The sequence below is a fragment of the Spirosoma aureum genome (genome assembly GCF_011604685.1).
In the GTDB taxonomy this organism is placed as follows: domain Bacteria; phylum Bacteroidota; class Bacteroidia; order Cytophagales; family Spirosomataceae; genus Spirosoma; species Spirosoma aureum.
This window is the reverse complement of record NZ_CP050063.1, coordinates 7,003,354-7,017,889: the sequence shown is the minus strand read 5'-3', so window position 1 is coordinate 7,017,889 and position 14,536 is coordinate 7,003,354. Positions and strand designations below refer to the sequence as shown.

The window sequence follows — 14,536 nt, the reverse complement described above, 5'->3', positions numbered from 1 at the left end:
TAGGAAATAGCAGGCAGGACGCGAGTTGAACAAATTTTACCAACTCGCGTGAAGAGATGTGTAGAAGACCGATGTCTACCCGTTTTTGTTATTGAAAAGTATAAAATCGATCAGAAAACACAAGCGAATCAGTAACCGGTCAGTCTTTCTCAACGGAGCAGTTCTATGGCTCCCTTGTTTCTAAACGTTGTCGAAGTAACCAGAAACCGCATGCTCCTACTAAACTTAGTAGCGTAATGGTTAGCCAATGTACAGAAAAACCGAAATGAGCGACCATCTGTGAGCCAAAGGCTGGAGCTGTGGTCTGGGCCAGTGCACCCCCCATCGAGTACAAAGCCAGGTATTGCCCTCGTGTAGCTGGATTGGATCGTTGTACGGTGAATGATTGAATGAAAGGCATCACCAGCATTTCGCTGATCGTAGCGAATATGATAAAAACCAGCGCGATAGCTATTCCTGATAACCCTGCCCAGCCAGTTACAGCCAGGGATAGATAGGAGACCGCCGTCAGAATAACGCCCGTTATGATCAGGTTAATTTTCGATAGTTTACGTTGCTCAAGTTCATAGACCAAGGCCATTTCAATTACGACGATAAACACGCCGTTTAGTGCCATCATCAGCCCGATTGTACTTTCCGTCATCAGGAGCACTCGCTTGAAAAATAACGGGACAATGGAGAACAACTGCATGAATACGGTCAGATATAAGGCCGCACACAGCACGAATGCAATGAATAATGTATCACGGTAGGGTGATGCCGAAGAACATGTCTTCGCTGGTACATCGTTGATAATAACATGGTTAGCCTTCGCGACTAAAGATGTTTCTGGAACAGGCAAGTACAGCCAGAGAACGAAGCCTGCTACCAGGCAGGTCAGGCCGTCGGCCCAGAAAAGAAGGCTGTAATTAATTCCGGCCAGCCAACCACCCACTGCGCCACCAACGGCCCAGCCAAGATTGACGGCTAGCCGGTTGAGCGAGAACGCTCGCGTGCGGGTATCCGGATCAGAATAGTGGGCTATGGCAGCCTGATTAGCTGGCCTGAATGAGTCGCCGAGAAGTGTAAAGGTAAAGACGCTACTACAGAGTAGGTAGAAGCCTGTAACAAACTGAAGTAGCAGCAGAAAAGCTCCGCCGAAGAGCAGGCTGAACAGCTGGACATAATAAAACCCGAACCGGTCGGTTAGCCGACCGCCGATAAACGTGCCAACAAAGGCCCCCATCCCATAAACGGCCATCACAATGCCCGCTTCTGTGACCGAATAATGTAACGACTGGGTAAGATAAAGCGTCAGAAAAGGCAGAACCATTGTGCCACAACGGTTGATCAGCATGACTCCTGCCAACAGCCATACCGATGGTGTCAGGCCCTGATAAGCATTTCTGTAAAGCCGAAGCGTATGCTGAAACATGACGCGAAAGTACGACGAATCGGAACCCTGCGGAATTTCTTATTGAGGTAGCGGAATGATATGTTTACAAAATAGTGGGACTTTTGTTGAAAGCCGTCCTACAGTTCGCCAGGGCAGTGGCTTGCGGCAAAAAATTTTACATAAACTCCCCGTTTTCCTGACGTATAGCCAGGGAGTTTTTTTCGCTTCAATCAATCGAGGATATGCTATCCAGTTTATTACTTAAAATCACTCGTTTTGATCTCAGCCATCGGTTGATCATTGCTTCGATAGCTGCCCTGTTCGCCTACTTCTGGATGACAGATGTAGTCAGTGGCGCAGCTTGTACAACCATTATTTGGGTGGTTTTTGCGCTAACGATGCTGTTTCTGATGTGGCTGACTATTTTTAACGCGCACCCCCGCGAATTACCTCAGCTTTCCCGCCTTGAAGATTCCAGCCGGGTCATGATCCTGATTTTTGTGCTTGTGGCCGCTATCGCCAGCTTATTTGCTGTTATTGTTTTACTGGATTCCATAAGCGATGATAACCGGTCACAGAGCATTATACTGGCCATTCTGGCTGTAGCGAGTTCCTGGACGCTCGTTCATACACTGTTTACGATCCGATATGCTCACCTGTTTTATGGCAATGATCCAAACCAGAAGAAACGGCCCGGTGGGCTGGAATTTCCCAGTGATCCAGAACCAGATTATCTGGATTTTGCCTACTTCGCATTCATCATCGGTATGACAAGTCAGGTATCTGACGTAGCCATCAGTTCGAAACGCATACGCCGAGTGGCTTTAGCGCATGGGGTGCTGTCGTTTCTGTTCAATACGATCATCATTGCGCTAACGGTTGGGGGCCTTTCCGGGAAGCTTTAATGAGAGCGTCCCCGAGTCTGTTTTTTTTCGTCAGACCGAGCCTGTTCTTTCTCGTAATCTTCACGTTGTCGTTTGTCGGAGAGCAGCGTGCGATACAGGCCATTGAGTACATAAATGTCGTCTACTTCGTCGATCAGTCGATGAAGATGTTCGCGGACTTGCGTAATATTCATGTAGATTAATCTGTTGAGCTGGTTTTGCTAATGGTATAACACCGTCAAAGGTGTTTTTGCTCAGTGAAAAAAGAAATATCCTAGTGCAATACCTGCGATAACGCCAACTAAATCGGCAAATAATCCGTAGGGTATGGCATGGCGTGAATTACGGATGCCCACCGAGCCAAAATACAGGGCTACGATGTAAAAAGTGGTATCGGCCGACCCCTGAAAGATGCAAACCAGTCGACCGACGAAAGAATCCGGCCCAAATTGTTTCATGGCATCGATCATCAAAGCCCTTGCGCCGGCGCCACTCAGGGGTTTCATCAGTGCCACGGGGAGCGCATCGGTAAAGTCGGTATTCATGCCCGTTAACGCAAACAGGTATTTCAGACCACCAACCAGATAGTCCATGGCTCCGGCGTTTCGGAAGGCACCAATAGCTACCAGCATTCCCACCAGATAGGGAATGATCTTTACCGTCGTTTCAAACCCGCCTTTCGCTCCTTCAATGAACGTCTCAAAAATGGGAACCTTTTTCCAGATGGCCCCGAGAAGAAACGAAACAATGAGGGTCATCAGAACGACGTTGCCAAACACCTTCGAAAAGGTTTCGATTTCTTCTTTGGGTCGGCCGGCCAACAGCCATAAGGCTCCCCCAATCACCGCTGTAACGCCACCCAGCCAGCCCAGCACAGTTGCATTGATGAGGTTTATCCGCTGCTTAATGGCAACGGCTACCAACGCAACAACTGTGGTTACATAGGTGCCAATGACACAGGGAATAAACACGTCCGATGGATCTGTAGCGCCCAGAATGGCCCGTTGCGCCATGACACTGAGTGGAATGATCTGTAGGCCAGATGTGTGTAATACCAGAAACATAATCTGGGCGTTGGAGGCTGTGTCTTTACTCGGGTTCAGCTCCTGCAAACTAGCCATTGCTTTGAGGCCGAATGGCGTAGCGGCATTGTCGAGGCCAATCATATTCGCCGAGAAGTTCATGATCATCTGGCCGTTTGCCGGGTGATCTTTGGGAACTTCCGGGAACAGTTTATGGAAAAAAGGGCCAATGATTCGGGCCATAAAATTAATGGCTCCCGCTTTTTCGCCGATGTTGAGCAGACCAAGGAAAAAGGTCATAACCCCCGCCAAGGGCAGTGCAATATCCATAACGGCTACTTTCGACGAATCGAAGAGTCCCTCTACAATGATTTTAAAAATTTCGGTATCGCCCAGGAAAATCAGTTTGGCTAGGGCAACCAGAAAAGCAATGACAAAGAAAGCAACCCAAATGTAGTTAAGAGCCATGCGTTGTTAATGAGCGAAAGAGTGAACGAGCGAATTACCTTCGTTTATTCATTCTTTATAGCTTGGTTAGAAATGCTGTAAGTTTACTGGATCGTTTGGCATAAACCAATTTTGACGCAACGTAAGTCGATGAAGATACACATTCCAATTTTTGCAGTTACTTTTTCACTCGTTCATACATTCGCTCTGTCGCTCTTTGCGCAGAGTTTCGAACAGGCAATGGTAAAACAAGGCCTGGTTGATGTGCAAAAAATAGACCCATCCATTCTGGTTGAGCTTAAATACTCAACGACCGACAACTTTGTCGGCAAAGACGTATATGGTGACCTCACGCGGGCGTATATGCAACCCATGGCCGCTAAAAAACTCGCCAGCGCCAGTAAGTATCTTCAGGAACATCATCCCGATTTACGGTTACTGGTTTATGATGCTGCCCGGCCCCGTACAGCCCAGTGGAATCTCTGGAATGCATTGCCTGATATGCCCGAAAACGAACGTCAGAAATACGTGGCTGATCCACGAAAGGGTTCCATTCATAACTACGGATGTGCCGTCGATTTAACCGTTGCTACTCAAGATGGTAAGCCACTCGATATGGGTACGAAATACGATTTTTTCGGTGAACTGGCCTATCCGTCCCGAGAAGACGAATTACTAAAAGCGGGCAAATTGACCCAGAAGCAGATAGATAACCGCCAGATCCTTCGGACGGCCATGCGACAGGGTGGATTTAGTTCGATTGAATTCGAGTGGTGGCATTTCAATGCACTATCGCGTGAGAAGGCAAAAATGGCATTTCGAATTGTGAACTAATCTAGTAATCAATTATTTAACATTTATTTACTTATGATAAATTTACTACAAGTTTATGTTTATATTTATTTAGTTAACTGGCTGATGCGATCACTATAAAGAGGAGGTTAAATTGATCGTGTGAACCCATTATTTAATGATCAGATAAAACCAAAGAGCTGGGTTTAGACTAAATTTACCTCAGTTTTACTAATCCAATTTATATGATGTTTCGATGTTTACGTAAAGTAAGCCAGCTATGGCTGTGGCTTATGGTTTTGCTCTTTGCCCAAGGGGCGAGGGCTCAACTATTGACAGAGGATTTTAGTGCTACAACACTACCTTATTCCCTAACCTCGCAAGGGTGGTCTGCTCACAATGCGGGTGGTACAAATTCTATTATGGCTACTTCGCCAAGCTTAACCTACACGGGTTTAGCGACAACGGGAGGAGCTGCTACTTTAACAACATCGGGAGAAGATATTAACCGAACGTTTACTCAGCAAACCACGGGTTCGGTCTACGCGTCTTTCCTCGTTAATGTTTCGTCTGCCCAGTCGTCGGGAGATTACTTTCTGCATTTTGGGGCGACTTCAATCGGGTCTGTTTTTGGCGGTAGGGTCTGGGTTAAAAGTACAACAGGAGGAATGCAGTTTGGTATTTCTAAAGCGACAGACGCAGCTGGTCCCGTATATAGTCCGACTGTTTATGCGCTCAATACGACGTATTTTCTTGTCCTCAAATACACCATAGTTGCTGGTACGGCTAATGATATTGCGGGTTTATTTATAGAGCCAGTTCTAAATCAACCTGAACCTACAGTAACGGCTACAACATCATCAACAGCAGGTGATGTATCGAATGTCGGTAGCATTGCTCTCCGGCAGGGAGCAGCAGGAAGCGCGGCTAATTTACGCGTCGATTACATTCGGGTGGGTACAGCCTGGGGTGATGTGACGAGTAGCTCAACACCTGTAGCCACCTTATCGACTACACCAACTTCATTAACAGGATATGCTGCCACACAAGGCATCGCTTCATCATCGCAAACGTATACACTGACAGGAAGTACATTGGAATCGTCTCCAGTGTCTGTTTCTGCGACCACCGGTATTGAATTAAGTACCGATAATTCTTCGTTTGGCCCTACCTTATCCATTTCGCCTTCATCGGGGAGTGTATCTCAGGTAGTTTATGCCCGGATAGCTAACACTGCTGCGACGGGCGCATTTAGTGGTACAATTACCAATACGTATGCCGGAACACTAACGGCTTCTGTATCGGTTAGCGGTCAGGTCAATGCGCCCAGTGCGCCAATATTAACGGCGGCTCCGACTACATTAACAGGATTTTCGACTACACAGGGCACGCCATCGGCTGAACAGTCTTATACACTGACAACGGCTAATCTCACGAACGATATTACGGTTACGGCTCCGTCGGGGGTTGAAGTGAGCACAACATCGGGAAGTGGGTTTGGCGCGTCGGTGTTAATTCCGGCCGCTACGGCCTCACCGGTGGTTTATGCCCGACTGACGGCTACTTCGGCCGGCCTGGTAACGGGTACAATTACGAATGTATCGGGCAGCCTTACCGCTACAGTGTCGGTGAATGGAACCGTCAACTCCAACAGCCCATTTACACCCATCTCGATTGCACGGGCTAACATCGGCCAAACCTATACGATTCAGGGTCGGGTAACGGTTACGAACCAACTCGGTGCCCGCCAGATTTACATTCAGGACGCAACGGGTGGTATCGTCGTGTATAGCGGTCCTTCCGGTACTGATCTGACTACACAGGTACAATTGGGTGATTCGGTTCTGGCGCGTGGCCCGATCAGTGTCTTTAATGGCTTTACCGAAATAACCTCGCCTGCTGCTACCAGTTTCACCATTGTTTCAGGAGCTGGCACGGTTATGCCGACGCCTATTGCCATTACACCCGATCAACTGGCCAATTATCAGGGACGACTTGTGTCCATTGCGAATGCTGATATTAGCGGTTCCGGGCCAACGTTTGCCGGTGGCGCAAGCTATACGATAACTGCAGGCGGACAGTCGGGGGTATTACGGATTAGTGCCAATTCGCCATTAGCTGGAGCAGGACGTCCTAGTAACCCTGTCAGCGTAACGGGTATTTCCGATCGTTTCGCATCAGGAGCGACAACGCCCGGTACAAATGGGCTTCAGTTTCAGCCACGTATTTTGGCTGATATTCCGGGTAGTACAGCTGCACAGGATGCACAGTGTGGAGGAACGGAATCGACTACCTTGTCCCGTGACCAGACGCTGGATATTGCCGCCTGGAATATGGAATTCTTTGGTGCAGATGGTGGTACGATCATTTGCCCCAATGGTAACCTGAATTATAATGATATGGGGCCAACCAACGAGGATCTGCAGCAATCGAACGCGGTAACAGTCCTTAGTAAACTGAATGCCGATATCATTGCAACTGAAGAGATCAGCGACATCGATCGGTTTAAGGCAGCCGTTGCCGCAATACCTGGCAGCTATAGCTACGTATGTTCGGATAAGTTTTCGTATTATTTTCAGGATGAATGTACACAAACGCCTACCGGAAATCCTCCCACAGTTTTCGGCCCGACAAAATATGCCCAGAAAGTCTGCGTAATTTATAACAAGGCCACAGTAACACCAGTACTGGCTGAAACAAAGGCTTTGCTATTTGAGTCGTCACCGCTCTATACATACCCAAGCGGTAATGGCTGGTCATCGGGACGTCTGCCGTTTATGTTTGTGGGTGATGTAACGATCAACGGTACAACACGCCGAGTGCACGTTGTTGCGCTTCACGCTAAATCAGGAGATGCAGCCGATGATTTCAACCGTCGGAAGCAGGATTTCACCGATTTGAAGACCCTGCTTGATAATCAATACCCGAACGCGAACGTCGTAATTTTGGGGGATTATAACGACAAGGCAACGACATCGATCTATACAAGCTCACCGGTTTCGTCGTTCAACAATTTCGTAACAGATGGAACGAATTATAACGTTATAACGAAGCCACTCGAACAGCAGAATTGCTCGACCTTTAATTCGTCAGCTAGCTTTATCGATCACATGATTGTTTCGAACGATCTTAGTGCTGGCTATATCGATAATTCGACCTATGTTATTCAGCCGTTCAGTATTCCAAACTACGGGAATACAACATCCGATCACAATCCGATTGGGGCTCGTTTCGATCTGACCAAGTTGTTTGCTCCCAACACGGCACCGTCGGTAGCCAATGCGATTGCTCCTCAATCGGCCACAGTAGGCACTGGTTTTACATTCGTGATTCCAGGCAATACCTTTACCGATGCCGAAACACCAGCCAGCTTAACGCTGGGTGTGAGTGGCCTGCCTGCTGGGTTAAGCTTCACGGCTCCGGCTACCATTTCGGGCACGCCTTCGACGAGTGTGGGTTCACCCTTCACCGTTATCGTAACGGCTACCGATCCGGGTAGTCTGTCGGCCAGCACCAGCTTCCAGCTGACGGTCAATCCGGCAGGAGGAGGCACGCCGGGCAGCTTTACCATCGCATCGGTGACGTCCATCAACTGTGTTACTCTCTCGGCGGGTGAACGGAATGTGACCTTCAATCCGGTCTACAGCGGTGCCAGCGGTTCACCGATTGCCTTCTCGGTGGTCAACGAACGGGCTGAAACCACTGATGCAGGGCCTTACACGCTGCGCTTGTACACCGACAATCCGGTGATCACCCTGAAAGCGGTTCAGGATGGCACTCAGGCTAGCTTCAACTACAACTGGCTGGCGGCCTGTGGCACGACGCCACCTGCCAACACGGCACCGACGGTAGCCAATGCGATTGCTCCTCAATCGGCCACAGTAGGCACTGGTTTTACATTCGTGATTCCAGGCAATACCTTTACCGATGCCGAAACACCAGCCAGCTTAACGCTGGGTGTGAGTGGCCTGCCTGCCGGCTTGAACTTCACGGCTCCGGCTACCATCTCAGGTACACCTTCGACCAGTGTGGGGTCGCCCTTTACCGTGACGGTAACAGCTACCGATCCGGGTAGTCTGTCGGCCAGCACCAGTTTCCTGCTGACGGTCAATCCGGCAGGAGGAGGTACACCGGGCAGCTTTACCATCGCATCGGTGACGTCCATCAACTGTGTTACCCTCTCGGCTGGTGAGCGCAATGTGACCTTCAATCCGGTCTACAGTGGCGCCAGTGGTTCACCGATTACCTTCTCGGTAGTCAACGAACGGGCTGAAACCACTGATGCAGGGCCTTACACGCTGCGCTTGTACACCGACAATCCGGTGATCACTCTGAAAGCGGTTCAGGATGGCACTCAGGCCAGCTTCAGCTACAACTGGCTGGCAGCTTGTGGCACGACGCCACCTGCCAACACGGCACCGACGGTAGCCAATGCGATTGCTCCTCAATCGGCCACGGTGGGTACAGGCTTTAGTCTGGTGATCCCAGGAAATACCTTCACCGATGCCGAAACACCGGGCAGCTTAACGCTGGGTGTGAGTGGCCTGCCTGCCGGCTTGAACTTCACGGCTCCGGCTACCATCTCGGGTACACCTTCGACGAGTGTGGGGTCGCCCTTTACCGTGACGGTAACAGCTACCGATCCGGGTAGCCTGTCGGCCAGCACCAGCTTCCAGTTGACAGTGAGTCCGGCAGGAGGAGGCACACCCGGTTTCGCCATTACGAGTGTCAACACGATCAATTGTGAGACGATCTCGGCTAGTGAGAAGAATGTGACGTTCACTCCGGTGTATAGCGGAGTAACCGGCGATCCGATTACTTTTTCAGTAGTCAACGAACGGATTCCCACCACGAATCCTGGCCCTTACACGTTGCGGTTATATACGGATAACTCGACGATCACCCTGAAGGCCGAGCAGTTGGGCGTAGTATCGACGTTTAGCTATAACTGGCTGTCGGCCTGTAACTCGGGCACTCGAATTGGCGTTAACGAGTCAGGAGAAGCCTTGTCTGTGCAAATATTGGGCAACCCTGTGGCAAACGAATCCGTAGAGGTTGAGATTCGCGGAGCGGCTGGGCAGAAACTACACCTGCAAACGCTTGACAGCCGGGGACGTAGTGTAAATGTGACGACCATTGAGCAGGCTTCTACTATTGAGCGGACTACACTATCGTTAGGCCGGTCGACAGGGGTTTATTTCTTACAGGTAACGAGCCCAACGCAGAAGCAGGTGGTGAAACTAGTTAAGCAGTAAGCTTACCAGAAGACGAATAAATAAAAGAAGGGCCACTCATCTTGGTGGCCCTTCTTTCTGTTTACAAGCTAAAGATTGGAGTAGCTAAGCCAATTTATCCCGAATCAGTCGGTTTCTTAATCTACATACTTAAAACACCAGATTGTCGATTAATCGAACTCTCCCCAGGTGAGCCGCCAGACAGATCGCTGTCTGGCCTGGGGCCAATACTTCGCCAACGGGTTGCATGGTATCCGCGTTGACAACCTCAACGTATTCCAGTCGAAAATTAGGATTACCACTGAAAAAGCCCGTCACGGCAGCTTTCGCCTGGGCTGGGCTCTGGCCTTCTGTCAGTAAGTCGTGGGCGAGGGTAAGCGCCTGAAATAGGGCCGGAGCCTGTTCGCGCTCGTCGGAAGAAAGGTTTCGGTTTCTGGAAGACATAGCCAGACCGTCGGCTTCGCGAATGGTTGGACATCGAATCAGCTCAATGGGAAAGCTCAGATCATGGATCAGGCGCCGGACAACGGCTACCTGTTGCAGATCTTTCTGGCCAAAATAAGCCCGATCGGGTTGAATAATATTAAACAGCTTTCCCACAATAATGCCAACGCCGTTGAAATGACCCGGCCGGAATGCGCCCTCCATCAGCGTTTCCAGATCACCAAAATTTAAGCGCATTGTGGGCGACTCCGGATAAATTTCGTCGACCGAAGGCGTGAAAACGATATCGCAGCCAGCAGCTTCCAGCTTTTGAGTGTCGGTTTCCAGCGTACGCGGGTAGCGGGCCAGGTCGTCGGCATTTGTAAACTGAACCGGATTGACGAAGATGGTGCTGACAACCAGACCATTTTCATGTTTGGCATTTTCAACAAGCCTGATGTGACCTTCATGTAAGGCACCCATCGTGGGCACAAGACCGATTTTGTGCGATGAGCGGAGCGTAGAAAGATGTCGGCGAAGGTCGACAATGGTATCGAAGCGAATCATAACAGTCGGCAAGTTTTTTCGGCTGCAATGATACGGGATTGGTATCTTTTTTGGATAAAATGTATTGAAATACGGGAAAAAATTGTATAATTTTGCAAGTTTTTTGAGAGTCTTAACAACACACCCCGCCCGTTTTTATGAGCAAATTACGCATCCTTTACGTGGCCAGTGAAATCAATCCTTTCCTGAAAACGTCCGACGTTGCCGATTTCGTCCGCAAATTGCCACAGGCTATGCAGGAGCGAGGAATGGAGATCCGAATTTTAGTGCCACGCTTCGGGCTTATTAATGAACGCAAAAATCGGTTGCACGAAGTTGTGCGGCTATCGGGGATCAACATCGCCGTTGGTGATGAAGAAAAACCGTTGATTATTAAAGTTGCGTCAATTCCAACGGCCAAATTACAGGTTTATTTTATTGATAACGAAGACTATTTTCAACGTAAGTATGTCTTCCACGATAAAGAAAATCGATTCTATGACGATAACGACGAGCGGGCCATTTTCTTCTGTAAAGGGGTTCTGGAGACAGTGAAGAAACTCGGTTGGGCACCCGATATCGTTCACTGTAACGACTGGATGACCGCCCTGATTCCTCTTTACCTGAAAACGACCTATAAGAACGATCCGATGTTTAAGGACACAAAGTCGGTTTTTACGGTCTATAATAACTCGTTCGATCACCGTTTTGAGGGCGACATTATCGAAAAAGCCCGCATGATGGATATCGATGATTCCATGTTGGCTGAACTGAAAACCGCCGATTTTCAAGGGTTTATTCGGATCGGTTGTGCTTATGCCGACGCCGTTGTTCGGGCTGAGGAAGAAACAAGCGAGAGTCTGAATGCCATTCTGAATGATCTGCCTGAACACAAGTTCGACGCTACTGAAGACGAAGATGTAACAGAACGGTATTACAATCTGTATACACAACTGGCAGGCTAAATCTAAAACCGCTTCATTTAATGCGCAAAAACGTGTTAAATGACTCGATAAGTTGATAAAACTCATGAACTCAAAAGCCGGACATTCCGGCTTTTGGCGTTACTTTGCCCTAAGTCATTGCTCACCGATAGAAATAAGTCTTTCATTTGGCGTAGTGCCATCGGTCTATTGGGCGGAACTAGTAGCCGTGGCAACCTATCAAATAGAAGTCCTAAAAAGGGATAATACCAAAATCGTAAACAGAACCGAACTATGTGCGGCATTGTGGCATACGTTGGGCACCGTGAAGCGTGTCCATTAGTGATCAAAGGGCTGAAGCGACTCGAATACCGAGGCTACGACAGTGCGGGCGTTGCCCTGATGAATGGAGATGGCCTGCGGGTATACAAGAAAAAGGGGAAAGTAGTGGCCCTAGAGCAGGAATTGGCCGGTAAAGACGTTCACTCGACAATTGGAATGGGCCACACCCGTTGGGCTACTCACGGCGAACCAAACGATATAAACGCTCACCCGCATTACTCCTTCCATCGAAAACTGGCGATTATTCACAACGGTATTATCGAAAACTATGCAGCTATTAAGCAAGCCTTGCTTAAAAAAGGGCATACGTTCACCAGCGAAACCGATACCGAAGTCTTAGGGCAGTTTATTGAAGATATCTGGGAAAATAATGGCGGCACGCTGGAAGATGCCGTACGGCTGGCTTTACAGGAAGTTGTTGGCGCTTATGCCATTGTCATCATGAACGAGGCTGATCCTACTCAGCTCATCGCGGCCCGTAAAGGATCTCCGCTGGTGATCGGCGTGGGAGAGGGCGAATATTTCCTGGCGTCGGATGCAACGCCGATCGTAGAATATACCAAAGACGTCATTTACCTTAACGACTATGAAATCGCAGTTGTCAAAAACGGTGAATTGACCGTTGTAACGCTCGATAATGCGACGACAACGCCTTACGTCCACAAGGTGGAACTGGAACTGGAAGCCATCGAAAAGGGCGGATTTGACCATTTCATGCTCAAGGAAATCTTCGAACAGCCGCGCTCTATTGCCGACTCCATGCGGGGCCGGGTTCAGGCCGACGAAGGGATGCTGCAACTTGGGGGACTTCGCGATTATCTGGATAAACTGGCCAAGTCGAAGCGGATCGTGATCATCGGTTGTGGTACATCCTGGCACGCGGGTTTGGTAGCTGAGTATATTTTTGAAGAACTGGCCCGGATTCCGGTTGAAGTCGAATATGCGTCGGAGTTTCGCTATCGGAATCCGATCATCAAAGAAGGCGATATCGTGATTGCCATCTCGCAATCGGGCGAAACGGCCGATACGCTGGCTGCTATCGAACTGGCTAAATCGAAAGGGGCAACCATTTTCGGGGTCTGTAATGTTGTTGGTTCATCGATTGCACGGGCAACAGACGCAGGTGCTTATACCCACGCAGGACCAGAAATTGGCGTTGCCAGCACGAAGGCGTTTACGGCGCAGGTAACAGTATTGACACTGATGGCCCTGGCCGCTGCTAAACGTAAAGGAACGATCTCCGACTCGCTGTTTCGGCAGTTATTGGCCGAATTGGAAAGTATTCCGGCCAAAGTTGAGCGGGTACTGCAGGCTGCCGATAAGATTAAAGAGATTGCTTACATCTTCACCTACGCCCGAAATTTTATTTACCTCGGCCGGGGCCTGAACTTTCCGGTTGCGCTGGAAGGTGCGCTGAAATTGAAAGAAATCAGCTATATCCATGCTGAAGGGTATCCGGCAGCGGAGATGAAACACGGTCCAATCGCGCTTATCGACGAGGATATGCCCGTGGTAGTGATTGCCACAAAAGATAGCTCCTACGAGAAAGTTGTTTCGAATATTCAGGAAGTAAAGGCTCGCAAAGGCCGCGTCATTGCAATCACGACCGAGGGCGATACACATCTGCCGGGTATGGTCGATTTTACCATCGAAATACCAAAGGTGCACGAGATGCTGATGCCTCTGGTATCGGTGGTTCCTTTGCAACTACTTGCTTACGACATTGCGGTCATGCGTGGGCGCAACGTCGACCAGCCACGTAATCTGGCGAAGTCAGTAACGGTAGAATAAGTAAGCAATTGTAAGTTGAAAAGTTGGAGTTTCGCTCCGAATCGTACGACCGTTCCATGTTTACAGTGTTTATCATCAAAACCGTGGCACGGTCGTACGATTCGGGACAAACGTGTTGAAAATAAAGCGTATAATTTTTAAAGAGTTCACTGTTCCCTTTTTGTAAATACATGAAAAAAATAGTTTTACTTTTCGGATTACTGTGTTTTACGCTTGTTGCGGCAACGGCCCAAACCTTCAGAGGGCTCGACAAATCGCCGATGGATATGGCCTATTATCCCGATGACTACGCCCATGATCGCAAATTTGCACCCGCCAAAATTGGTACTGATAAGGCGATGGTTCGGGTTACCTACACACGGCCTGCCAAAAATAATCGTGAAATTTTCGGCAAATTAGTCCCTTACGGTAAAGTCTGGCGGGCAGGCGCCAATGAAGCGCCCGAAATTAAGTTTTATCAGGATGTTACCATTGGAGGGAAGAAAATTCCCGCTGGTAATTACGCATTGCTCACCATTCCAAATGAAAAAGAGTGGACGATCATTCTCAGTTCCGATCTTGATCAATGGGGTGCCTACAGCTACAACGAAGCGTTGGATGTAGCCCGCGTTAATGTGCCTGTACAGAAAATCGACAATGCACTCGAAAACTTCTCGATTCAGTTTGCCAAGAAAGATGATAAAAATGCCATTATGTATTTGGGTTGGGATACGACAGCCGTAGCGGTCCCCATTTCGTTATAATGGTTTTACCGACC

At 49.0% G+C, this 14,536-nt stretch carries 10 protein-coding genes; 6 read left to right on the top strand and 4 right to left on the bottom strand.

Features of this window, described 5'->3' with window-relative positions; genetic code table 11:
- Window positions 1-163: 163 nt before the first annotated feature.
- Window positions 164-1,414, bottom strand: a complete 1,251-nt coding sequence (locus G8759_RS27890; protein WP_167215848.1) for an MFS transporter — start codon at window positions 1,412-1,414, stop codon at window positions 164-166.
- Window positions 1,415-1,617: 203 nt separating this feature from the next.
- Here G8759_RS27890 and G8759_RS27885 point away from each other — a divergent pair, with 203 nt between their 5' ends.
- A complete protein-coding gene (locus tag G8759_RS27885; RefSeq protein ID WP_167215846.1) occupies window positions 1,618-2,280 on the top strand; it encodes a DUF1345 domain-containing protein in 663 nt (220 codons plus the stop codon).
- On the opposite strand, the gene G8759_RS27880 is transcribed toward G8759_RS27885, so the two are convergent.
- Together G8759_RS27880 and G8759_RS27875 are read right to left on the bottom strand one after the other, a co-directional pair.
- Window positions 2,277-2,453: a hypothetical protein gene (locus tag G8759_RS27880; RefSeq protein WP_167215844.1), complete on the bottom strand. Its 177-nt coding sequence runs from the start codon at window positions 2,451-2,453 to the stop codon at window positions 2,277-2,279. The genes G8759_RS27885 and G8759_RS27880 overlap by 4 nt on opposite strands.
- Before the next feature lie 60 nt (window positions 2,454-2,513).
- Window positions 2,514-3,749 carry a nucleoside recognition domain-containing protein gene (locus G8759_RS27875; RefSeq protein ID WP_167215841.1) on the bottom strand — a complete coding sequence of 412 codons (1,236 nt, stop codon included), beginning with the start codon at window positions 3,747-3,749 and terminating at the stop codon, window positions 2,514-2,516.
- 129 nt (window positions 3,750-3,878) lie between these two features.
- Between G8759_RS27875 and G8759_RS27870 the strand changes: the two genes are divergently transcribed.
- Window positions 3,879-4,562: a M15 family metallopeptidase gene (locus tag G8759_RS27870; protein ID WP_167215839.1), complete on the top strand. Its 684-nt coding sequence runs from the start codon at window positions 3,879-3,881 to the stop codon at window positions 4,560-4,562.
- A 380-nt stretch (window positions 4,563-4,942) separates the two neighbouring features.
- Window positions 4,943-9,775: a putative Ig domain-containing protein gene (locus G8759_RS27865; protein WP_167215837.1), complete on the top strand. Its 4,833-nt coding sequence runs from the start codon at window positions 4,943-4,945 to the stop codon at window positions 9,773-9,775.
- Window positions 9,776-9,904: 129 nt separating this feature from the next.
- Here G8759_RS27865 and panC read toward each other — a convergent pair whose 3' ends face one another.
- Window positions 9,905-10,744 carry a pantoate--beta-alanine ligase gene (panC, locus tag G8759_RS27860; protein WP_167215835.1) on the bottom strand — a complete coding sequence of 280 codons (840 nt, stop codon included), beginning with the start codon at window positions 10,742-10,744 and terminating at the stop codon, window positions 9,905-9,907.
- A gap of 137 nt (window positions 10,745-10,881) precedes the next feature.
- Here panC and G8759_RS27855 point away from each other — a divergent pair, with 137 nt between their 5' ends.
- The 3 genes from G8759_RS27855 to G8759_RS27845 all read left to right on the top strand — a co-directional run bounded on the left by G8759_RS27855 (window position 10,882) and on the right by G8759_RS27845 (window position 14,522).
- Window positions 10,882-11,688: a glycogen/starch synthase gene (locus G8759_RS27855; RefSeq protein WP_167215833.1), complete on the top strand. Its 807-nt coding sequence runs from the start codon at window positions 10,882-10,884 to the stop codon at window positions 11,686-11,688.
- Between the two features lie 252 nt (window positions 11,689-11,940).
- A complete protein-coding gene (gene glmS / locus G8759_RS27850) occupies window positions 11,941-13,779 on the top strand; it encodes a glutamine--fructose-6-phosphate transaminase (isomerizing) (RefSeq protein ID WP_167215831.1) in 1,839 nt (612 codons plus the stop codon).
- Window positions 13,780-13,949: 170 nt separating this feature from the next.
- On the top strand, window positions 13,950-14,522 hold the full coding sequence (locus tag G8759_RS27845; protein WP_167215829.1) for a DUF2911 domain-containing protein: 573 nt from the start codon (window positions 13,950-13,952) through the stop codon (window positions 14,520-14,522).
- The last annotated feature ends 14 nt before the right edge of the window (window positions 14,523-14,536 follow it).

What these genes read in the sequence shown, in the direction of transcription:
- G8759_RS27890 (WP_167215848.1), bottom strand. Translation starts at nt 1,414, where the DNA reads ATGTTTCAGCATACGCTTCGGCTTTACAGAAATGCTTATCAGGGCCTG.
- G8759_RS27885 (WP_167215846.1), top strand. Translation starts at nt 1,618, where the DNA reads ATGCTATCCAGTTTATTACTTAAAATCACTCGTTTTGATCTCAGCCAT.
- G8759_RS27880 (WP_167215844.1), bottom strand. Translation starts at nt 2,453, where the DNA reads ATGAATATTACGCAAGTCCGCGAACATCTTCATCGACTGATCGACGAA.
- G8759_RS27875 (WP_167215841.1), bottom strand. Translation starts at nt 3,749, where the DNA reads ATGGCTCTTAACTACATTTGGGTTGCTTTCTTTGTCATTGCTTTTCTG.
- G8759_RS27870 (WP_167215839.1), top strand. Translation starts at nt 3,879, where the DNA reads ATGAAGATACACATTCCAATTTTTGCAGTTACTTTTTCACTCGTTCAT.
- G8759_RS27865 (WP_167215837.1), top strand. Translation starts at nt 4,943, where the DNA reads ATGGCTACTTCGCCAAGCTTAACCTACACGGGTTTAGCGACAACGGGA.
- panC (WP_167215835.1), bottom strand. Translation starts at nt 10,744, where the DNA reads ATGATTCGCTTCGATACCATTGTCGACCTTCGCCGACATCTTTCTACG.
- G8759_RS27855 (WP_167215833.1), top strand. Translation starts at nt 10,882, where the DNA reads ATGAGCAAATTACGCATCCTTTACGTGGCCAGTGAAATCAATCCTTTC.
- glmS (WP_167215831.1), top strand. Translation starts at nt 11,941, where the DNA reads ATGTGCGGCATTGTGGCATACGTTGGGCACCGTGAAGCGTGTCCATTA.
- G8759_RS27845 (WP_167215829.1), top strand. Translation starts at nt 13,950, where the DNA reads ATGAAAAAAATAGTTTTACTTTTCGGATTACTGTGTTTTACGCTTGTT.